The organism is Asticcacaulis sp. AC466 (assembly GCF_000495815.1).
Classification (GTDB): Bacteria; Pseudomonadota; Alphaproteobacteria; order Caulobacterales; family Caulobacteraceae; genus Asticcacaulis.
Genome location: NZ_AWGE01000009.1, coordinates 99326 through 120493, shown reverse-complemented (window position 1 = coordinate 120493; position 21168 = coordinate 99326). Strand labels below are relative to the sequence as shown.

The window sequence follows — 21168 nt, the reverse complement described above, 5'->3', positions numbered from 1 at the left end:
GGAAGCCCATGGAACATATCATTTCGCCCCGTACCGGTGTGGCGTTTCGCCTTAACGCGGGCCAGAGACTGAGGGTCATAGATCCGCAGGGCGAACAAGTGTCCGACATGCTGGCCTTCAACGCCAATGATACGGATGAAGTGATTTCGTCCGGGCGAAGCCTCGATTATGCCTCCAAACTCTTCCTTACGACGGGCGACCCGCTCTACTCCAACCGCAGCAATGTCATGCTGCGTATCCTGGAAGACACGGTTGGGCGGCATGATTTCCTGCTGACGCCATGCTCAAAAGACACGTTCCGCATCATCTATGGCGATGAACATCCCCACCACGGTTGTTTCGGCAATTTGTCGCACGCCCTGCAATCGTACGGAATCAAACCGGATCAAATTCCGGTAGCCTTCAACATTTTCATGAACGTACAGATAGACGGGGAGACTGGCGAATTGCGTGTCGACCCGCCGTTGAGCAAGGCGGGAGATCACATCCTGTTCGAAGCGGAGATGGACCTGATCGTGGCGCTCACGGCCTGTTCGGCTTTGCAGTCAAATAACTACGCCTTCAAGCCGATCCATTACGTGGTCGAAACAGTAGGCGTACCGGTCGGTTAAGGCCGTTTCCCCTACGGCTGCGTTACAGAAAATGCGCCGACCGCGCGATTTTTGGCTTTACCGATAACGATTCGGCTATACCTTGTTGGCATAGTTCAGGCATCGGCCGATATCTCCGGGGAGCGGAAAGCGTATGCGTCTTGTCGCCAATATGAAGCGTGATTTCGTGTTCATGAAGCGCTTGATCCGCATCTTGCGCCGCATACGCCCCGTCAGTCCGGATTCCCCCAATCTGGTGTGCGACGATTTCGAAGCGGCCGCTACCCGTTTCCCCGCCCAGACGGCAATCAAGTTCGAAGGCAAGTCCCTCACCTACCAACAACTTGACACCATGGCCAATCGCTACGCCCATTGGGGGCGTCAGCGTGGCCTGAAAGCCGGCGATACGGTCGCCTTGTTCATGCCCAACCGGCTGGAATATCTGGCGATCTGGATCGGCTTCAACAAGATTGGCGTCGTCACCGCTCTTATCAACAACTCTTTGACCGGCAATGGTCTGGCGCATTGCATCAATATTTCGGTGGCCAGCCTGACCATTGTCGATCAGACAACTCGCCCCTGCTTCCAGGAGATTGAAAGTCAGGTTGAACGCCACCAGGCTCTATGGGTTCTGGATCTGCCGCGCGAAGATGAGACCGAAAATTGCCGAAGCCTGGACGCCGCGCTGAAAGGCGTGTCGACCGTCCGGCCTGACCGCCAAATTCGCGCCAACCTGACCGCCCACAGCACCGCGCTGTACATCTACACATCCGGCACGACCGGCCTACCGAAGGCCGCCAAGATTTCCAATGCCCGCGCGCAACTCTACATGAAGGCGTTCGCTGGTCTCACCAACATGAAGCCGGACGACCGCCTCTACTGCGTCCTGCCGCTGTACCACGCCACAGCCGGCCTGTGCGCCGTCGGCGCAGCACTCATGAACGGTGCGACCTTGGTGCTGAAGCGCCGGTTCTCAGCTTCGGCCTTCTGGAGCGATGTGCGCGGCGAAGGCATCACCCATATTGTCTACATCGGGGAATTGTGCCGCTATCTGGTCAATTCGCCCCCTGCCCCCAATCCTGAGGACGAAACCAAGCATAAGGTGCGCATGGCCTTTGGCAATGGAATGCGGCCGGAAGTATGGGATCATTTCAAGGCGCGTTTCCACATCAAGGAAATTCTCGAGTTTTACGGCTCTACCGAAGGGAATGTGTCGCTGTTCAATCTGGACGGTCACTCCGGCGCCATTGCCCGTGTACCCAAAATCCTGAAGAAGAGTTTCAATGTCCGCCTGGTCCGCTTTGACGTCGAAAGCGAACTGCCTGATCGCCGCCCAGACGGTCTGTGCTACGAATGCAAGCCAGGCGAAATCGGCGAAGCCATCGGCATGATCGCGCACGACGCACGACACGCCTATTCCGGCTACGCGGACAAGGCCGCCAGCCAGAAGAAGGTCCTGAACGACGTCTTCAAGAAAGGTGACCAATGGTTCCGCACCGGCGACCTTATGCGCCAGGACAAGGCGGGTTACCTCTATTTCGTCGATCGTATTGGCGATACTTTCCGCTGGAAGGGAGAAAACGTGTCGACCTCGGAAGTGGCGGAATATTCGGCCTCGGCACCCGGGGTAGAGGAGGCCATCATCTACGGCGTCCCCGTCCCGAACCATGACGGCAAGGCCGGTATGGCCGCCATCGTCGCCCGCGACGGCTTCGATTTGAAAACCTTCAAGAACCATGTCGATGCCAAGCTGCCCTCCTGGGCGAGGCCCAAATTTGTTCGCATGTTGCAGGAAGTCGAAACAACCGGCACCTTCAAGTATAAGAAGATGGATTTGATCAAGGTGGGATATGACATCGCCCAGACCCGCGATCCCATCTTTGTCTGTCACGGCGATGATTACGTGCCGGTCACGGCAGACATGATAAGCGACATCGCCAACGGCAAGCTAAGGCTTTAGCCCCGTTTCAATGCCCAAAAAATAGCGCCTTATACGAATAACAAAAAACCCCGCGGATCGCTCCGCGGGGTTCTTTTTTACCGGATATTTCGTCGATCAATACTTGACGCGCAGGGTCACACCGTAGGTCTTAGGTGCGCCAATGAAGGCGTCATAGGTGTTGGAGTCGAGCGATTTGTTGTAGTAGGTGCCCGGATTGGATCCGGCCGTCTGCACCGTAGACTGGAAGCCCGTCCCTTGCAGCGGTGCGTTGATGACCACCTGACGATAGTTCACGTCGGTCAGGTTCTGCCCCCAGATTTCGACCGTCCATGAGCGGTCGGCAGCGCCGATCGACAGACGGCCATTGACCAGGGTGTAGCTGTCCTGGGATTTGTACGGGACCAGGTCGGAGCCCGTATTGTAATCCGAGGTATACTTTGCCGTTAGGTTGGCCGAGGTGCGCAGATTTCCGAAGGTATGCCCCCAGGTCAGGGCCGCCGAGGAGGTCCATTTAGGCGCGAAGGACACCTGGGCGCCCGGCAACAACGACAGGCCGGGGAAGTGGGCCGGATTGTCCAGGTCGGCGGCGGTGAAGTTGCCATACTTGGTGTCGGCGTAAGAGATGCCGCCCTGGAAGCTCAGGCCAGGCACCGGGGTGCGCCAGTACATGTCGGCATCAAAGCCTTTGGACGTCAGTGACGGTATGGATTCAACCACAAAGGCCGTACCGAGGAAGGTATTGAGCTGGAAGTTCTGATAACGCTGATCGAACGCCGTGACATTGACAGCCAGGGCATCGTTGAACAGCGACGTTTTCAAACCGACTTCGTAGGAATCGACGGTCTCCGGTGCGAAGGTCAGGTCTGTGTCTGGTGTAATGCCAGTCTGGGCGCGGTCCAGGTTAAAGCCGCCGGCCTTATACCCCCGGGCGTAGGATACGTACAGCATGGCGGTGGGATTCAGGTGCCAGGCGGCTTTCAAGGTTCCGGACAGATTGCTGTTGGCTTTGCTGTCGGACACACGGCGGTTGTTGAAGGCCGGATTGCCCCAGAACGGACATAGCGCGCCCACCAGGGTCGGTGCCTTTCCGGCGGCAATCGCACCCGCCCAGTACGGGTTAGCGCCCGCGATGACCGACTGCGTGACGTTGCCACCCTTGGCTTGCATAATGGCGGCGGCCTGGCCGTACTTCTGTAGTCCGGCTGCGCAGCCTGCGCCGCTGTCGCTGTTGGTGTACAGCGCCGTCATGTCCTTCTTCTCGTGAGTGTAGCGCAAGCCCATGGTCAGTTCGATGGCTTCGGTCACCTTCCACGAATTATTGGTGAAGAGCGCGTAGCTTTCATCGGATTGCGTGTAGTGATCGCGGGCCTGGGCACCGGCAGCGAAGTTGGTGCCGTAGGGGCGCCCGGTCAGCTTGGAAACGAAGGTTGGGTCTTGGGTGCCGGTCACCTGGCTAGACAGCAAGAGGCCGAGATAGGGTTCATAGGCGGAGCCGTAGACATATGAGTCGGCGCGCGTCATGTCTTCCTTGACGTAGAAGGCGCCGACCAGCCAGTTGAGCTTGTCGGTAGCGCCGGCCAGGCGTAATTCCTGGCTGAATGTCTTGAAGCGGACATTGAAGTCGCCGTTGTCCTTACGGTACAGGATATCGGCACCGGAATAGTCGAGATCCTGACCGTTGGTCGCCTTCCAATCCCGAATACCGGTGATGGTGGTGAAGGTCGAGCCGCCAAACGCGCCAATCTTGAAATTGCCTTCGACCGAGACGCCGCCGTCGCGAACGACCTGGTGCGTGTCGCGGTTCGAATAGGCCAGGCGCGCATCAGGATTGGCCGTAGCCGCGATGCCGTGCCCGCCAGCCAGCGCGTTGATCGCAGCCCCGGTCGGGCCGGAGAGCGTCTGGACGGCAACACAGCAATACTCATCGCGATGGCTGAAATCGCCGATAACCCGGATTTCTGAATCGGAATTCGGTGTGAACAGCAACTGGCCGCGGACCGTGGTGAAATCCTGATCCTGGTCGGACTTCAAGGTACGCGGGCCTACACCCGTATCGACGTCGGTGTAACCGTCGTGCGAGCGCTTGGCGATGTAGAGACGCCCGGCAACCAGATCATCGACGATCGGGCCCGTAACGGATGCGGCATAGCCTTGCGCACCGTAATTACCGAACGTGGCTTCGCCATCGGCGCCAAAGGTAAAGGACGGCTTTTTGGTGATGATGTTGATGACGCCCGCCGACGTGTTCTTACCGAACAGCGTGCCTTGAGGGCCTTTCAGGACTTCGATGCGCTCCATCTCGCCCAGGTCGCCAAACCCGACACCGTTGCGGGGACGATAGACACCGTCGATCACGACACCGACCGAGGATTCCAGGCCGGGGTTGTCGCCAACCGTGCCGACGCCGCGGATACGAGCCGTTGTCAGGGTTTCGTTCTGGGTCGAGGTAACAGTCAGGCCGGGCGTCAGGATCTGCATATCCTTGATGTCCTTGACACCGGCGTCCTGCAACAACTTGGCGGACAAGGTGGTCACGACGATAGGCACGTCCTGCAGACGTTGCTCGCGCTTCTGGGCCGTGACAACAACCGTGACAGTGTCGTCCTGAGCGGCCGGCGCGGGAGCTGGCGCGGCAGGCTGGGCGAAGGCGGCCACGGGGACGGCGGTCATAAGCGCGACGCCGGCAACGCCCGCCATCAAGGCACGGGTTTTAAGTAAACGAATGGCCTGTTGCATTTCTTTCCCTTAGGTAAATTTCATCTCTGCTTAAGTATTTTATTTTTGTCTTTGTGGCGAAGCACAGCCTGTGAAAAACAGCGCTATGATTACTCATAATTCCTAACACATTACGCGCACGGAAACAAATATCGAATACACCATTACTGCAGCGCACAAAATATTACGCCGTGAGGTCTTAATTAAGCCTGAGAATTTGACGAGAATTGTTGTGGAAAGTATAGCAAACCATTGTCGCAGTTGACGTAAACGTTAAGTTTCCGCTAGGGCTCTTTTTCACCCTTAAATTGCTGCACCTGCGCAAGACAAGAGTATCAGACCTGAAACAACCGCCAATTTCACCGCAATTTGCCCTCCAACCCCCTCTTGGGCCGTAAGAAGCCTCCGCTGTTGCGACGTATTGTGATGCCTATGCCGCATAAAAGACACACCTCTACAGCGCGAGCTCCCTAAGGGCGGCCGGAAGGGCGGTTGTTTTTACATCGCCTAGCGGGCGACACGCCACTACGCCCGCGATTCGGGATAGATTTCTGATAGGCTTGCAGGCTAAGACAGTCAAAACAGGCATATGCACCATGACATCGGTATTCTCGTCGCTTTTCTTTCTGTTCCTGACCAGCGCCACAGCGGGCGCGACCCAAACGCCCGCACAACCCGCCCCGCCGATTGTCGGCGGTTTTCAAGCGGTAGACGTCAAGGACACCGACGTGCAGGCGGCGGCGGATTTCGCCGTTCATAACGCGCCCAAGCCCGTCAGCCTTAAACACATACTGTCAGCCCGGCAACAGGTGGTCGCCGGTATGAATTACAGTCTATGCCTTCGGATCAAGTCGCCTAAGCCTGGCTTGTTTGCGCGCGGTCACCTCGTCTCGGCCAAGGTGTTCAAAGATCTGAACGCCCAGTACAGCCTGACCGCCTGGACCGATGTCGAGGCTTGCGATTGACCTACCGCCCGGCCCCCCTGCTAAGCCTCAGTCCCCTGGCGGTTCACGATCCGGTTATGGCAGCCGACTTTCCGCAAGCCACCTTGCGCTACCGCAACGACCGCGCCGCGCAGTCCATTGGCCTTGAAGGCCTGAGCGATGCCGACTGGATCAAGCATTTCGGCCGTTTCGCCCCCTTGCCCGACAATCAACCTGTGCCGCTCGCCCTACGTTACCACGGCCATCAATTTCGCTATTACAATCCCGATCTTGGCGATGGACGCGGCTTTCTGTTCGCCCAGATGTACGACGATAAGGGACGCCTGCTCGATCTGGGGACCAAGGGCTCGGGCAAGACGCCCTATTCGCGTGGCGGCGACGGCAAGCTAACCTTGAAGGGTGGCGTCCGCGAAGTGCTGGCCACCGCCATGCTGGAAGCGCTCGGCGTGCCAACGTCAAAATCCTTTTCGCTTATCGAAACCGGCGAAGCCTTGATGCGCGGCGACGAGCCCTCGCCTACCCGCTCCAGCGTCCTCGTGCGCCTGAGCCATAGCCATATCCGCTTTGGCACGTTCGAGCGCCTGGCCTACCATAATGACGTCGCAACCATGCGCGACCTCGTAGCGTTTTTGATCGCCAACTATTATCCCGCCTGCACAAACGCCGAAGACTTTTTCGATGCGGTCGTTTCGGCCACGGCCACCCTGGCGGCGCGGTGGATGACCGCGGGGTTCGTGCATGGCGTTCTCAATACCGACAATATGAACGTCACGGGCGAAAGCTTCGATTACGGCCCCTACCGATTCCTGCCGCACTACGATCCCGCCTTTACGGCGGCCTATTTCGACGAAACCGGTCTGTACGCCTATGGCCGCCAGCCGGACGCCGTGTTGTGGAACCTCGGTCAGCTGGGCCGCTGCCTGACCTTGATCGGCGATCAGACGACCCTGGTGGCCAGTTTCAACGCCTTTTCCGAACGCTATGACCGTGAATTGCAGTTGGCCGTTTGCGCCCGTTTGAATGTGGTGCCGACCGCAGATGACAGCGCGCTGGTCAGGACGCTTTACGACCTGCTGGCGGATCTTCGCGACGACGGCAGTTTCGAAGGGCTGTTCTATGACTGGTTCGGCGGGATATCTGCCGAACCTCGCGCCCTGTCGGGCCCGCGCGGCCACACCTATACCGGTGGCGCCTTCGCGGCATTTCATGACTGCCTGAATAGATACAGGCCCGCAGCGCCGGACAGGATCGATCATCCCAGGTTCGCGGAGTCTGAACCCGAAACCCTGCTCTATGACGAGATCGAAGCCATCTGGGCGCAGATTGCCTTTGAAGACGACTGGTCGTTGTTCCACGCCAAGCTGGACCAGATAGAAACCTATCGCCAAGCCTTGGCGCTTTGAACGAACTTGCCGTTCGGGCCTTTAAACCCCAGCGCGTTCGCGGCGAATGAAGTTCAAAAGCTCTGTTTCCAACGGATCGCGCGCACCATCCGCCTGAATGCGCGCCGTCAGCCAGCTTTTTTCATTGGGTGTAATCTGTGCGTCGGTGACCCGCGCGCGGCGATCGTTTTCAATGACGGCGCCCGCCCGTGGATCGGTCGTACGACGCCCAAAGGCCCGCTTGGCGAAACGCGCCATCGATAACGAGGTATCGGCGACATAGGCGTCCAATTCGCGTTGCTGATGATTGGTCAGGGGTTGGTAACTGGCGTGGCCCATCAGGTGGTTACCTACCGCCTTAACGAACAGGTCCGCCCAGCCAGGCGCATTCTTCGCGCCGATAGTGGCGTCCTTGATACGGAACAACATCTCCGCTTCGGCCTGGCTGACGATATAGGCGCCGTCACCGGCAACGGCGAAGACCGCCCGACGCAGAAGGCCGACTTCGGTGTCATTGACGTAGCGGGGATCCAAATGGCCGTCGCCGTCATTACGCTGTGTCCGGGTGGGCCCGTCTCCGGTCAGGACGGCCAACTCGATCTGAAGCAGGACATAGCTGCGCAAGGCTTCGGGCACTGCGGCTGCCACCTCGATAATTTTTATCAACAGCTCCAGCTCGCCCAAGGAATCGACGCGGCCGTCGCGATTGATCCAGCCCATTAGCCAATCGGCCTTGGCATCGTCCACATAGTCGACCGGCGCCTGCTGCTTGACGACATAATCTACCATGACCTCGACGAAATAGTCGATCCACTCTTTCGACCGAACGTGACAGGCCGAATTGAGGGCCATGATGGCGTTTGCCTCATCCGTGCTGATAGTGGCGTCGTTACCCCAGACGAGTTGGCGCAAGGCCAGAACATCTTCGGCCGCGATGGCGGATTTGGCCCTCAGGGCCTGAGCGAATAGAGCGAGTGCGGACATGAGGTTTTCCCAAATTTCGCCGTGAGTCTAACCGACAGGCCTTAATTTCAGGTTTCTTGGAACCGTAGCCTGTTCGAATAGACCGGCCACGCCTAAAGACCCTACAACACGGAGCAGTTGGTCAATTGGCTGAAGTGTTCCAGCGCCGCTGTCCCCACGACGCTGGTACCAAAACGATCGAGTTCCGGCGACCATACGGCGATGGTTGCCTGTCCGGGGACCACCGCCAGGATGCCGCCCCCGACGCCACTTTTGGCCGGCAGTCCGACGCGGTAGGCGAATGAGCCGACACTGTCATAGGTGCCGCAAGTCAGCAGGAGGGCATTCAGCCGGCGGGTCAGGCGCGACGGAAATATGGTTTCTTGGGCGATAGGGGAAAAGCCGTCGGCCGCCAACGGCAAGGCCGCACGCGCCAATTGCCGACAGGAGATGGTGATCGCGCACTGGCGGCAATAGGCCGATATCACCGCCTCTGGGTCGTGAGACAGGGTGCCGAAGCCGAGCATCAGATTGGCGATGGCGCGGTTCTTGTGCGCAGTTTCAATCTCCGATTGGGCTACCGCTTCGTCGATTTCAAGCTGGCTGTCGGACAACATGCCCAAAAAATCCCGCACGAGCGCGTCCGGCGACGGCACCGTATCGAGCAGGATATCGGTAATCGCCAGGGCCCCGGCGTTGATGAACGGATTGCGCGGCACGCCCTGCTCGTGCTCGAGCTGGGACAGATAGTTGAACGGCGTGCCGGACGGTTCCTTACCCACCCGCGTCCAGACCTCGTCGCCAATCTGGTTGAGCGCCAGCCCCAGGGCAAACAGCTTGGTGATCGACTGCGCCGAAAACGGCACGTCGGCGTCACCCACATAGGCTTCATCGCCCTTTACGGTACAGACGGCCATGCCGAATTGGCGGGGATCAACCCCGGCCAGTTGCGGGATATAGTCTGCCGGGCGGCCCTTGCCAAAGTGCGGCCGCACCATGGCGACAACTTCAGCCAGAACCTCATCTATGGAAATGCCTGATTTCAAACGCTCGCGCTCGATGAATTGGCGTCGAGGGTTTCGACGAAGGCCAGGGTGTCGAAGACCAGCTTCGTCACGTCGGCGATGATCTTGTCGCGCCCGGCGTCATCGAGATTACCGCCAGAGGTATAGATGGACAGACAGACTGGCGCCTTGCCCGGCAGCCAGACAACACCGACATCGTTGACCGCGCCATTGGCGCCAGAACCGGTCTTATGTGCCACCGTCGCCCCGGCCGGAACACCTGCCGAAATGCGCCCCTTGCCCGTCGTCGTGGCGATCATCCACTCCTTTAGCCGGTTCAGGCTGTCCGGTTTCAGAACGTCACCGCTATAGACCTTGCGCAGAAGGGTGCTCATGGCCTCAGGCGTGGTCGTATCCTGCGGGTCGCCATCGATGTTGCTGTTGAGCGAGGGTTCCGTGCGATCGAAACGCGTGGTCTCATCGCCGATAGCGCGCACAAAGGCAGTCAGCCCTGCCGGTCCGCCAATCAGAGGCAAGAGCAGATTGGCCGCTGTATTGTCGGATAGCGACACCGCCGCCGAACACAGATCGCCAATAGTCATACGCCCCTTGGCCACCTGCGCAGTCGTCACCGGCGCGTAATCGAGCAAGTCCTTTTTACCATAGGTGATTTCCTGCGCCAGCTTCAGCTTGCCCAGATCGACCTGCTGAAGGATGGCAGCCGCCAACACCCATTTAAAGGTCGATGCCATGGCGAACCGTTCACTGGCACTGATGCTCAATGACCCATTGGCCTCGGTATTAGCCGTCGCTGCCCCAGTCAGGGCCGATACCCCGACCCGCCCGCCATGGCGCTTTTGAATTTCCAACATACGCTGAGCAAAGCCCATGACCTTCTGCACCTTTTCAGAACAGCCGGCCAAGGGCACCGCCAAGGCGACGCCAGCCAGGGCAACACCCCCTGCCACCATACCGCGTCGCGACAGCATCACTTCGCACCCTGGGTCGATTTGGCGCCGATATGGGTATCCAGCCAGTTGAAGACCGTATCGTGCCACTTGACCGAGTTGGCAGGCTTCAGCACCCAATGGTTTTCATCGGGGAAGCGCAGGAAGGCGGACTCCACGCCCTGCCGCTGAAGGGCGGTGAAGGCGCCTATGCCCTGCTCGACGGGAATACGGTAATCCTTGTCCGAGTGGATGACGAGCATCGGCTTGGACCAGTCCTTGGCATGAAGCGCCGGATTGAAAGTATCGTACTTGGCGGGATCGTCATAGACCACCGCACCCTGTTCCCATTCCTCGAACCACAGTTCCTCGGTCGAATAGCCCATATTGCGTGCGTCGAATACGCCGTCATGCGACACTAGGCACTTCCAGGGCTGCTTCCAGTTGCCGGCGATCCAGTTGACCATGAACCCGCCATAGGACGCACCCAAAGCGCAGGCGCGGTCGCCGTCCAAGAACTTGTACTTGTCCAGAGCGAAAGCCCAGCCCTTTTGCAGGTCCTCCAGTGGACGGTCGCCCCAGTGCTGCGAGATGGCGTCGGTAAAGGCCTGGCCGTAACCGGTCGAACCGTGGAAATCGATCATCACCACCGCATAACCGGCGCCCGAATAGGTTTCCGGATTCCAGCGATATGACCAGCCATCGCCGAACGAGCCTTGCGGTCCGCCGTGGATCAGGAAGGCGACCGGATAGGACTTGCCTTCGACATAGCCCGCCGGCTTGATGACATAGCCATGGACGTCTTCGTTATTCCACCCTTTGAAGACGAATTGCTCGTAGGCGCCCGTGGTCAAGGCGCCGGCGGAGGCGTTGAATTTGGTCAGGTTCGTCGCGCCCTCGTCGATGAAGGCGGATTTCGCCTTGGCCTGATATAAGGCGCTCGGGTGGGTCAGATCGTCCTTGAGGAAGACCATGCCGCGTGGCGTTTCGGCATAGACATTGGTATGCCCGGTCCGGGTCAGCGGCGTGACCTTGCCAGTCTTGGCATCGACGCGGAAGACGATATGCTTGCCGACATCGTCGGCATCGACCAGCAGGCTCTTGCCGTCCTTTGACCACTGTATGCCGCCGACCGACCGGTCCCAATCCGGCGCCAGCTCGCGCGTCTTGCCCTGCTCATCCATCAGCATGATGCCAAAGCGGTCGGCTTCGAAACCGGGACGCTTCATGGCGACATAGGCAATGGTCTTGCCGTCCGGCGACACGCGCGGACTGCCGTCCCAGGCCTTGTTCGACGCCGTGCGGTTGACCGGCGCGGCGGAACCATCGATGGGCACGGTGTAGATGTCGAAATTGGTGCTCCACGGCTCGGATTTGCCGGCTTCGCGCGCCGAGAAGACGACCGTCTTGCTGTCCGGCGATATGGTGTAGTCGGCTTCATCGCCAAAGGGCTTGGACGGAACGTCGCCGTCATAGCCGTCGGTCAGGGCGATCGGTACGCCGCCAGCCAGCGGAACGTAGAACAGATGATTGCGCGTCCCGTCGGCCCAGGTGTCCCAGTGGCGGACGAAAATCTTGTCATAGACCATGCCGGACGACTTGTCGGCCTTGCGATCCGCCTGACGCTTGACCGTGCAATTGACTTCGTCCCCCTTGCATTCGGGGAAGACGGCCAGCCCAACAACCACGCCCTTGCCATCGGGCGTGATCTGGTAGGCCTGAACGTCGAGCGGCAGGCGGGTCACCTGGGTCGCAGTGGCGCCGGTGATATCCGTTTTCCAGACCTGATCTGTGCCGCCTTCGCCGCGACCGGAGATGAAATATATCGTACCGTCAGGTCCGAACTGAGCGTTGGACGCCCCGCCATCGGAAACGGCCAGCTTGATTTCCGGCGCTTCGGGCTTGCTCAGGTCCTTGAGCCAGATCGACTGGATGCCCTTGTTCTTTTCCATGTCCGTGACGCGGATGTTGAGAACAGCATAACGGCCGGTCGGATCAAGCTTGAAGCCGTTGATACGGTCCATCTTAATCATGTCCGTATAGGTAAGTGGCGCGGCGAAGGCCGCCCCGGCAAGTGCCGCGAGCGAAACGGAACCGGCCAGCAGAAGGGCCGAGAATTTACGAGAGACAGACATGGACCAACCTGTGTCAGTTGTTACGATTGGTACGTTTAAAACCCTCTTTGCCTCCGGAGTCGAGCGCGGAGGCAAAAACATTGCTGAATTTTAATGTTGGCGTTCAGCCTCGCTAAGTGCCACGACGCTGCTCCTGGCAAGCAAGGCGCGGACGTTTTCCATCGTCTGAACCGTTTGTCGCGGCAATTTCATGCGAAACATCGGTGTCATCAGCTTCGCCATGAAGGAATGCGGCGTGATTTCAATGCGATGTGTCAGCCGCGTCCCCTCGCCATTCGGCGCCATGCGGAACTCGACGGCTACCGCCATCATCTTGTCGAAATAGCGATACGCCATATGACGGTCCGTCTCATAGGCCGTAATCACCCCATCCATGAGTCCGTGCCTGCCCGCTTCATTGTAGGCGTAGCGCAGCTTGTCGCCGACCTTGTTCGGGCCGGTGCCTTGTTTGGCAACGCCTTCACAGCGCTTCAGCCACAAAGGAACTTTCGAATAGTCATCCAGCAGAGTGAAAACCTCATGCGGCGAGTGCGGCAGGTCGATACCGTGTTCGAAAGTGATAGCCATAACGCGAAACCTCTTTCTACTGCCCGAATCCCATTTGACAAGCGGCAGATCGAAGAGCCTAACATAGGGCCGCGAACTTACAAGAACCTACCACCAAGGACAGACATGGCGGGCATTCTGGATCTGCACGGCATCCGATACCTGCGACAAAAACCGCAGCTCGTTGTCTCCCTGGCCGTCGGTGTCGGCGTGATCGTCGCCTGCACCCTCCTGACCCGTATGAGCCCGATAACCAATGCCTTGATCGGCTGGAACAGCTTCACGCTGCTTTATATAGCCTGGGGCTTGCGGGTCATGTTGAGCGCTACGCGCGAAACGCTGAAAAACCACGCCCATCTCTACGACGACGGCGAAGGCATGATTCTGCTCCTGTCACTGCTGGCGGCAATTTTGAGTTTCGTCGCCATTGTCGGGGAACTGGCCACGACCAAGGGACTGCCGACCGAGCTTAAAACCCTGCATGTTGCGCTGTCTGGCCTCACCCTGCTTACCTCATGGACCTTTATCCATGTCGCCTTCGCGTTTCATTACGCACATGGTTACTATGCCGAACTCCCCCGTAACAATGGCAAACCCTGCCTGATATTTCCAGGTGAGAAGGCGCCCTATTATACGGATTTTCTGTATTTTTCATTTGTCATCGGCACTTCGGGCCAAACGGCCGACGTCGATTTCGCCACAATGGAGATGCGCCGCGTCGGCCTTTTGCACTGTGTCGCCGCTTACCTGTTCAACGCCACCGTCTTGGCCCTGACCATCAATATTGCCGCCTCGCTGATTTCCTAAGCGTCGCATCAAAAACCGCGCCCGGAAAACGGACGCGGTTTTCAGGATTTCAAAAGCGGTGCCAGAACGCGTTGTTACTAGAACGCCTTGTTCAGGGAAATCAGCGCGGTTTGGTCCTTCTGATTATCTGACCCAAACGTGCCGCGATATTGCGCCTTAAGCGAAAATCCGCTGAACCGCGTTTCAACGCCGACACCGACCAGCGCGCCGGGACTGCCGACATCACCCATTGAAACCATATAGGCCTGGGCGGTATTGCCGATGAGCTGGCCGCGCAGATCGCCGGCATCCCCGCTGAAGACCCCTTCATAGCCTATGACGCCGCTAAGCCGCGTATTTGCGCTCAACTGACCACTGGCCTGAAGCTCGACAGCGCCGGAAAACGCCGATACCTGACGGTCTTCGAACGCGACTGCAGCGACAACCCCCTGCTCGTTGAAGCTGCCCATCTTTGCGGCGGCGTAGGACAACCGCGCCACGGGCGTAACCGTCCAGCCGCCCATATCCTTATCAAAGCCGGTTTGCACGGACGCCGAATAGGCCGTGGTATCGACATGGTTGGCGGTTTCGCGGAAGCCGTCAATCAGGGTATGACGCTCGTAATTGCTGTACGAGGTAATACCGGCGCCCAAAGTGCCGGTAACGAAGTAGGCGCCCGGACGCCAGTCGAGACCGACGTCGACACTCAGATCGGTCGGCTTGGCCTGAACCATCATCGCCTTGGCATCGCCGGTCATCGCGGTCACGCCGATAGCGAAACTCAGGCGATCGTTGACAGGCTGGACCGCGCCGGCGCGGATACCGCCCAGACTGTAGTCGTAGGCCGATTGGTCGCTGGTGCTTGTGGCGCCGCCAATTGTCGATTGCATGGCCACGTTCATATGGCGCTCCGCCTGGGAGCCGACGACCTGAAGGAAGTAGCCGCCCTTACTACCGTTCGCATGGAACAGGCCGCTCATTTCCGACTGCACCGAACGGCGCATATTGTAACTGCCGTCCGCCAGCATACCGACGCCCTGAGTCAGGGTCGGCGTATAAATATACTGCGCCGTCAGGGCCGCGACCACGCGGTGCCCCCCGGCCGTCGGGTGCACGCCATCCCAGAACAGATAGGTGTTGCGCGTGTCCTGGCTGCCCGTCACGCACGCCGTCACATTGATGCAGGCCTGCGTGACATTGCTGAAGCCGAAGGCGGAGGGGTTGGCGACAATAGCGGTGAAGGCCGATTTGATATCGACTTCTATGATATTGGTGCCTGTGTGGGAGGCCGCCTGCGTTTTGAGGCCGGCATCGAGCGCGGTATTGAATACACCGCTGGTCAATGATGTCAGCGCGGACGTGGATGGATCTACGTTGAAATTCGGCGTCGATCCCAGATCCGGCAAATTCATGACGACGATCGTCTTGGCGCCTGCCGTCGACAACTGACCGACCTGGGTCGCCACATTGCCTGCGGCCGTCGCGGCGATACCAGTCATATAGGTCGATGCTGTCGCTGGATTGGCCGCGGCGGTCGGCAGCGCCTGGAAAATATCATTGGCGCCGGCCCACATGGCAACCACATCATTGGCACCGAAGGTGCCACCGCGCGACAGGAACGCCCCGATCTGAGTCGGCGTGCCTGGAATAGGGCCGCTGGAATTTGCCGCAGAATCGGAGCGCGCACCGCCCCATCCGTAATAGACATTGCCCGTGTTTATGGTGGCGGGCGGAGTGAAGAAGCCCTGACCGCTGCCGGCCAGATATTCGTTCCACACGAGATCATTGGTAAAGCGCTTGTTGTAGGGCGGCGGCGGGTTTCCCGTTGCGGTGTAGAGGTTTCCATTGTCGCTGAGCGAGTCGCCGAAACTGACGAGACGGGTATAGGACTGGGCGTGGGCAGCGAACGGCGCTGCGGACACCATGGACGCCAGAAGCGCCAGAGTGAGCGTTTTTTTCATGTATCCCTGCTGCGTATCTTTTTGATTATGATCTGACCATGCGGACAGGCCTTGTGAGCAAGCATCCGACCAGAAACCAGAATTGGCAATACTTACGCAGCGTCAATCATCATCTTATTTCGCGCCCCTGTAACAATAAAGACGCACGACTACATGGCGCTTTCATGTTTTCGCGGAGCGGGCCTGCTTTATTTTCCTTGGCTCAGTCAGACGACGGCAGGACGGCCAACATGAAAAAGAACTGCTCGATATTGCGGACCACTTCGGTGAAGTTGTCGAGACTGATGGGTTTTACGACATAGGCGCTGGCGTGATTAGCATAGCCGCCGGCAATGTCCGCCTCAGCCGACGAACTCGACATGATAATGACCGGGATATGTCGCAATGCCTCGTCCCCCTTGATCGCCGCCAGGACATCATGGCCGCTCATCATCGGCAGGTTCAGGTCAAGCAGGATCAGGTCGGGAAGCCGCATGGTCGCATACGCCCCTTCCCGCCTCAGCATGGCCAGCGCCTTTTCTCCTGTTTCCGCGACGGTGACATTGTTGTCGATTTCCGCCTGCTTGAAGGCCCGCGAGGCCAGGAGTGCGTCGCCGCGATTGTCTTCTACCAGCATGATTTCGGCCGCGCGGCCTTCACGAATAAGCAGATTTTTCAATATTGCCTCCTATGCCGTCTGCGAAATCTTTGGGAGCGTAAAAAAGAAAGTCGAACCGACATCCAGTTCTGATATGGCCCAGATGTGACCGCCGTGATTTTCGGCGATTTTGCGGCACACAGAAAGTCCCAGTCCGGTACCGGGAATATTATCCCAACTATGCAGTCGGCGAAACGGTTCAAAAATCTGATTTATAAAAACCTGATCCACGCCGATACCATTATCCTGCACACTGATTTCCCAATGATCGCCCCGATCCTGACAGCCGACATGGACGACGGGCAACCGCTTTGGTCGCTGGTATTTGACGGCATTGCTGATCAGGTTTTGCATCAACCGCATCAACTGAACGCCGCTGCCTTCCACGATGGGCAGATCGTCATAAGTGATGACAGCCTGGCTTTCGCGTGTCAGTGCTCGCAGGTTTTTCAGCACGTGCGCCAATTCCGCGCGAAGGTCCACCGGTGCGAAACGAGCGACCTCCTTGTCAAGTCGGGCATATTCAAGCAGGTCCTGTACCATGTCACGCATACGGGCCGCTGCATCGCCGATGATTTTTAAGTACTCCTTGCCATCGTCGTCCAGTTTGTCGGCATAGTCGTTACGGATGACCTGACTGAAATTAATGACCATGCGTAATGGCTCCTGCATGTCGTGCGAGGCCACATAAGCGAACCGTTCCAGTTCAGTATTCGAGTCGGTCAAGCGTTTCAGAAGCTTCTGGCGCGCGTCCTCTGCCTGTTTCGCCTTGGTAATATCACGAATTATACCGGTATAATGCCGGCGTCCGGATATTTCAAAGGCGCTGACGGACAGATCGGCGGAAAACTCAGAACCGTCTCGCCGCCTGGCCATGACCTCCCGGCCACCAGCTGCGGTGCCTACGTATTGAAGAACGTAGCGGTCGTGTTCGGCGTAGTTTGGATCGGGCATTAGCAAGGATACAGGCTGTCCCACCACTTCGTCGGAGGTATAGCCAAACAGGGTCTCGCAAGCCGGGTTGAAACTCTGAATGCGATTATGATCGTCTATGGTGATGATGCCGTCGATAATATTGTCGACAACGGCGCCCAGCATCATCCTGCCTTGCTCTTCGGTCGCACGGTAGAGCTGCTCAAGTTTGCGATTGGCGTCGGCCAATTGACGGGCGCTGTGAATTTTGAGCGCACGCGGCACCATGGCGATCAAGGCAATGCAACTGAAGAATACCGTCATTGCATAGATCAGCCGAAGAACACAATCGGCCAGACCATGCGAACGCCATAGCGTCCCAATATCCATCAGGGCGGTCAGACCCGCCAGCAGCATCAATACGCCAAATACCGTGAAAAGCGACCGCATGGTCAGGTCGGGTCGCCGGAACCTTACGAAGAACAGAGCCCCCGCCATGCCGAAACAAGAGAGCGTAATGACAATATCTGTAAAGCTATGCAGCCACAGAACGGGCGGCGGCAAAATACTGGCAAGATCCCCCGTCTTATTCACAAGCCCATCCTCTCACGTATTCCCGCCTATACGCAAACGGTTATATCACCCCTCAGTTCACCCGTTGCATGTATTTTCAACCTGTTTTCAACTCAACATAATCAGCGTGGCAGATTGGCGAAATGTGTCACCATGACGGAAAGCGCTTGCGATACGCGTAGATTCGTCGGACAAACCGATAGAAGACGAAACTGACGGGACGGACGGCCGCAATGACGAAGCTGATCGATAGAGCACGGATCGCGCGAGTTATGCTGGTCGAAGACAATCGCGGTGATGCGATTCTGGCACGTATGGCCTTCAAGCGAGCGGAGATGCAAAGCGATATCGTCGTGGCTGAAACCGGTGAAGAAGGGCTCAGCATCCTGCGTCGCGAAGGTGAACATGCCGATGCACCGCGACCCGACCTGATACTGCTCGACCTTAACCTGCCCGCCATGCACGGGCAGGATTTCCTTTACAGAGTAAAGGAAGATCCCACCCTAAAACGCATCCCCGTAATCGTTTTGTCGAGTTCTGCCGCCGACAGTGACATCATCACCAGCTACGATCACCATGCCAATGGCTACATTACCAAACCCATCAACAACGCAACCTATGACGATATCGTCGCGCGCATCGAACAATATTGGTTTGGCCTGATGCAATTACCGCCGGACCAGACGCCTGCCCCGTTTTCCTGACAGGCTGTTTTCTTGATTTCGGGGTGGTTTGACGCCTGAGTCTCGCCTACATTGGCGTTATGACCAAACTTCCCCGCGTGCCGCGCGTCCCCAAACCGCTCAAACCCCAACCGCAAAAAGCGCATCAGGGCCTTCCCGACGACCAGACCCTTCTGGACGCGCTGGCCGCCGCGCGCGAAGTTGATATAGGCGACCTGGCCCGCCAATTTGGGCTGAAAGGCGACGAGCGTCGCGCCCTGCGCCAACGGCTGAAGACGCTATCCGAGTCCGGCAAGCTTCATAAAAGCGGCCGAAAGACATTCGGCGCGGTGGGCGCCTTGCCCGATACCGGCGTGTGCGATGTCGTCGAACGCGATATCGACGGCGAGTTGTGGGTCAAATGGAGCAAGGCCGACTCCGCTTCGCCGCTCGCCCGGCTGGCGCCGCTCAAAAAGGCTGCCGCCCAGACACCGCCCGGTATGGGCGATCGGATCTATGCCCGCTTTGAAAACACGGCCGATGGCTGGGTGGCGCACCTGATCAAGGTTTTGGACCAAGGCGCGCCTAAGATCGTCGGCGTGGTACGAAAGGGACGCCGCGAGATCCGACTGGAAAGCGTCAACCGCAAGGAAAAAACCGCCTGGACCCTCACGGGCCAGAATCTCGAGACATTGGAAGACGGCGATGTCGTGGTCGCCGCACCCGTCGGTGGCGTGCATCGCTACGGGCCCAAACCCGCCCGGGTTCTGGAAGTCATCGGCAAGGAAGACAGTCCCAAGATTGCCTCGGTCATGGCGATCCACAGTCACGGCCTGCCGCTCGGTTTTCAAAGCAGCACCGAGGACGAAGCCAAATCCGCCCAGCCGCCCAGCCTGGGCAAGCGGACAGATCTGCGCGACCTGCCCTTTGTCACCATTGATCCGGTTGACGCCAAGGACCATGACGACGCCGTCTACGCCCACGCCGACGACAGCGAATCCAATCCGGGCGGCTGGGTCGTATGGGTCGCCATCGCTGACGTCGCCGCCTATGTCACACCCGGCTCGTCGCTTGACCGCGATGCGCGTGAAAAGGGCAATTCCACCTATTTCCCCGATCGCGTCGAACCCATGTTGCCGCACGTTCTGTCGTCAGGCCTGTGTTCGTTGCAGGAGGGCCAGAACCGCGCCACCCTGGCAGTGCGCATGGTGTTCAATGCCGCCGGCAAGAAGCTTAGCCACAAATTCGTGCGTGGCCTGATGCGATCCGCTGCCAAGCTATCCTACGAACAGGCGCAGGCCGCGATCGACGGCATGCCCGACGACACCACCGGGCCGATCCTCGATGCCCTGCTCAAACCGCTCTGGGCCGCGCACGCCTGCCTGACCAAGGGCCGCAACATCCGGCAACCCCTGCATATCAACTCTCCTGAGCGCCGCGTAAAGCTGGACGCCGAAGGCAATGTCGTCTCCATCGAACAACGCGTATCGCTGGATGCCATGCAATTGATCGAGGAGATGATGATCCAGGCCAATGTCTCGGCCGCCGAAGAACTGGAAAAGCACAAGACACCTTTGATCTATCGCGTCCACGAAGCCCCTTCGCTGGAAAAGATCGGCAACCTCGCCGACTTCCTAGCGACACTGGGGATTCCCTGGAACAAGGGCGAACCGCCGCGCACCGACCGCTTCAATGCCCTGCTTGACGGACAAAAAGACGGTCCCAATAATGAAATTATCAACGAAGTGGTTCTGCGCACCCAGATGCAGGCGCACTACTCACCGGAAAATTACGGCCACTTCGGACTTAATCTCGACCACTACGCTCACTTTACCTCACCGATCCGTCGCTATGCCGACCTGATCGTTCACCGCGGCTTGATCCGCGCGCTCAAGCTGGGTGATGACGGGCTGACCGATTACGAAATCAAAACCCTTGGCGACACCGCCGAACACATCACCGCCACCGAGCGCCGGTCGATGCAGGCCGAACGGGAAGCCATAGAGCGCTATATCGCCGCCTTCCTGCATGACAAGATCGGCGCGGCCTTTACCGGGCGTATCGTCGGGGTCACGCGCTTTGGCCTGTTCGTCAAGCTGACGGACACCGGCGCCGATGGCATCGTCCCCGTATCGTCGCTTGGTAACGACTATTTCGTACACGACGATGTCCAACACGCGCTGATCGGCGAACGCACCGGGCAAAGATGGCGGCTGGGCGCTACGGTCGAAGTTGAACTGGCCGAAGCCATGCCTATCACCGGCGGGCTGGTGTTCAAGATGCTGTCGGAACCCGAAGCCGCCGATCCGAACGCGCCGCGCGCGCGTCTGGGCGTCCGTGCGCGGGGTTCGGGTTTTCCGCCCCGTGGCCCTGGTTCGAAAGGCGCGCCGAAAAAAGCCGGCTTTCGCGACAAGACCGCCGGCGCGAAGCACGGCGTCAAGAACGTGAAGAAAAAGAAGAAGCGGTAAG

The 21168-nt window shown here is 58.6% G+C and carries 16 protein-coding genes; 7 read left to right on the top strand and 9 right to left on the bottom strand.

The window, feature by feature from the left end; genetic code table 11:
* Positions 1-8: 8 nt before the first annotated feature.
* Both AEAC466_RS33820 and AEAC466_RS33815 read left to right on the top strand, forming a co-directional pair.
* The gene (locus AEAC466_RS33820) at positions 9-611 is read left to right on the top strand and encodes a DUF1989 domain-containing protein (RefSeq protein WP_023458276.1); all 603 of its coding nucleotides are present in this window, start codon (positions 9-11) and stop codon (positions 609-611) included.
* A gap of 133 nt (positions 612-744) precedes the next feature.
* Positions 745-2550: a long-chain-acyl-CoA synthetase gene (locus AEAC466_RS33815; protein WP_023458275.1), complete on the top strand. Its 1806-nt coding sequence runs from the start codon at positions 745-747 to the stop codon at positions 2548-2550.
* 96 nt (positions 2551-2646) lie between these two features.
* On the opposite strand, the gene AEAC466_RS33810 is transcribed toward AEAC466_RS33815, so the two are convergent.
* The gene (locus tag AEAC466_RS33810) at positions 2647-5268 is read right to left on the bottom strand and encodes a TonB-dependent receptor (RefSeq protein WP_023458274.1); all 2622 of its coding nucleotides are present in this window, start codon (positions 5266-5268) and stop codon (positions 2647-2649) included.
* 575 nt (positions 5269-5843) lie between these two features.
* Here AEAC466_RS33810 and AEAC466_RS33805 point away from each other — a divergent pair.
* Positions 5844-6212 (top strand): cystatin domain-containing protein, encoded by a 369-nt coding sequence (locus AEAC466_RS33805; protein ID WP_023458273.1) that lies wholly within the window; start codon positions 5844-5846, stop codon positions 6210-6212.
* The gene (locus AEAC466_RS33800; RefSeq protein ID WP_023458272.1) at positions 6209-7594 is read left to right on the top strand and encodes a protein adenylyltransferase SelO family protein; all 1386 of its coding nucleotides are present in this window, start codon (positions 6209-6211) and stop codon (positions 7592-7594) included. Before AEAC466_RS33805 ends, AEAC466_RS33800 begins: the two co-directional genes overlap by 4 nt.
* Before the next feature lie 21 nt (positions 7595-7615).
* On the opposite strand, the gene AEAC466_RS0122400 is transcribed toward AEAC466_RS33800, so the two are convergent.
* The 5 genes from AEAC466_RS0122400 to AEAC466_RS33780 form a co-directional block, all read right to left on the bottom strand.
* Positions 7616-8557, bottom strand: a complete 942-nt coding sequence (locus tag AEAC466_RS0122400; protein ID WP_023458271.1) for a hypothetical protein — start codon at positions 8555-8557, stop codon at positions 7616-7618.
* A gap of 101 nt (positions 8558-8658) precedes the next feature.
* The gene (locus tag AEAC466_RS33795; protein WP_023458270.1) at positions 8659-9582 is read right to left on the bottom strand and encodes a glutaminase; all 924 of its coding nucleotides are present in this window, start codon (positions 9580-9582) and stop codon (positions 8659-8661) included.
* The gene (gene bla / locus AEAC466_RS33790; RefSeq protein ID WP_023458269.1) at positions 9579-10529 is read right to left on the bottom strand and encodes a class A beta-lactamase; all 951 of its coding nucleotides are present in this window, start codon (positions 10527-10529) and stop codon (positions 9579-9581) included. The genes AEAC466_RS33795 and bla overlap by 4 nt, the downstream gene beginning before the upstream one ends.
* Positions 10529-12622, bottom strand: coding sequence for a dipeptidyl-peptidase 5 (locus tag AEAC466_RS33785; protein ID WP_023458268.1), 2094 nt, complete (start codon positions 12620-12622; stop codon positions 10529-10531). The genes bla and AEAC466_RS33785 overlap by 1 nt, the downstream gene beginning before the upstream one ends.
* Positions 12623-12712: 90 nt before the next feature.
* Positions 12713-13189 carry an SRPBCC family protein gene (locus AEAC466_RS33780; RefSeq protein ID WP_023458267.1) on the bottom strand — a complete coding sequence of 159 codons (477 nt, stop codon included), beginning with the start codon at positions 13187-13189 and terminating at the stop codon, positions 12713-12715.
* Between the two features lie 105 nt (positions 13190-13294).
* Here AEAC466_RS33780 and AEAC466_RS33775 point away from each other — a divergent pair, with 105 nt between their 5' ends.
* Entirely contained in the window at positions 13295-13975 is a 681-nt protein-coding gene (locus AEAC466_RS33775) for a DUF1345 domain-containing protein (protein WP_023458266.1), read from the top strand.
* 77 nt (positions 13976-14052) lie between these two features.
* On the opposite strand, the gene AEAC466_RS33770 is transcribed toward AEAC466_RS33775, so the two are convergent.
* From AEAC466_RS33770 to AEAC466_RS33760, 3 genes are all read right to left on the bottom strand, one after another.
* Positions 14053-15915, bottom strand: a complete 1863-nt coding sequence (locus tag AEAC466_RS33770; protein WP_023458265.1) for an autotransporter domain-containing protein — start codon at positions 15913-15915, stop codon at positions 14053-14055.
* 202 nt (positions 15916-16117) lie between these two features.
* The gene (locus AEAC466_RS33765) at positions 16118-16573 is read right to left on the bottom strand and encodes a response regulator (RefSeq protein ID WP_023458264.1); all 456 of its coding nucleotides are present in this window, start codon (positions 16571-16573) and stop codon (positions 16118-16120) included.
* Positions 16574-16582: 9 nt separating this feature from the next.
* Positions 16583-18058: a sensor histidine kinase gene (locus AEAC466_RS33760; protein WP_023458263.1), complete on the bottom strand. Its 1476-nt coding sequence runs from the start codon at positions 18056-18058 to the stop codon at positions 16583-16585.
* 212 nt (positions 18059-18270) lie between these two features.
* On the opposite strand from AEAC466_RS33760, the gene AEAC466_RS33755 reads away from it, so the two are divergent.
* Positions 18271-18741: a response regulator gene (locus AEAC466_RS33755; protein ID WP_031238766.1), complete on the top strand. Its 471-nt coding sequence runs from the start codon at positions 18271-18273 to the stop codon at positions 18739-18741.
* A gap of 59 nt (positions 18742-18800) precedes the next feature.
* On the top strand, positions 18801-21167 hold the full coding sequence (rnr, locus tag AEAC466_RS33750; RefSeq protein WP_023458261.1) for a ribonuclease R: 2367 nt from the start codon (positions 18801-18803) through the stop codon (positions 21165-21167).
* Position 21168 lies beyond the last annotated feature (1 nt).

Excerpts from the sequence above, each read along its gene's own strand:
- AEAC466_RS33775 (WP_023458266.1), top strand. The coding sequence starts at position 13,295 with ATGGCGGGCATTCTGGATCTGCACGGCATCCGATACCTGCGACAAAAA.
- AEAC466_RS0122400 (WP_023458271.1), bottom strand. The coding sequence starts at position 8,557 with ATGTCCGCACTCGCTCTATTCGCTCAGGCCCTGAGGGCCAAATCCGCC.
- AEAC466_RS33770 (WP_023458265.1), bottom strand. The coding sequence starts at position 15,915 with ATGAAAAAAACGCTCACTCTGGCGCTTCTGGCGTCCATGGTGTCCGCA.
- AEAC466_RS33820 (WP_023458276.1), top strand. The coding sequence starts at position 9 with ATGGAACATATCATTTCGCCCCGTACCGGTGTGGCGTTTCGCCTTAAC.
- bla (WP_023458269.1), bottom strand. The coding sequence starts at position 10,529 with ATGCTGTCGCGACGCGGTATGGTGGCAGGGGGTGTTGCCCTGGCTGGC.
- rnr (WP_023458261.1), top strand. The coding sequence starts at position 18,801 with ATGACCAAACTTCCCCGCGTGCCGCGCGTCCCCAAACCGCTCAAACCC.
- AEAC466_RS33755 (WP_031238766.1), top strand. The coding sequence starts at position 18,271 with ATGACGAAGCTGATCGATAGAGCACGGATCGCGCGAGTTATGCTGGTC.
- AEAC466_RS33810 (WP_023458274.1), bottom strand. The coding sequence starts at position 5,268 with ATGCAACAGGCCATTCGTTTACTTAAAACCCGTGCCTTGATGGCGGGC.
- AEAC466_RS33785 (WP_023458268.1), bottom strand. The coding sequence starts at position 12,622 with ATGTCTGTCTCTCGTAAATTCTCGGCCCTTCTGCTGGCCGGTTCCGTT.
- AEAC466_RS33805 (WP_023458273.1), top strand. The coding sequence starts at position 5,844 with ATGACATCGGTATTCTCGTCGCTTTTCTTTCTGTTCCTGACCAGCGCC.
- AEAC466_RS33780 (WP_023458267.1), bottom strand. The coding sequence starts at position 13,189 with ATGGCTATCACTTTCGAACACGGTATCGACCTGCCGCACTCGCCGCAT.
- AEAC466_RS33815 (WP_023458275.1), top strand. The coding sequence starts at position 745 with ATGCGTCTTGTCGCCAATATGAAGCGTGATTTCGTGTTCATGAAGCGC.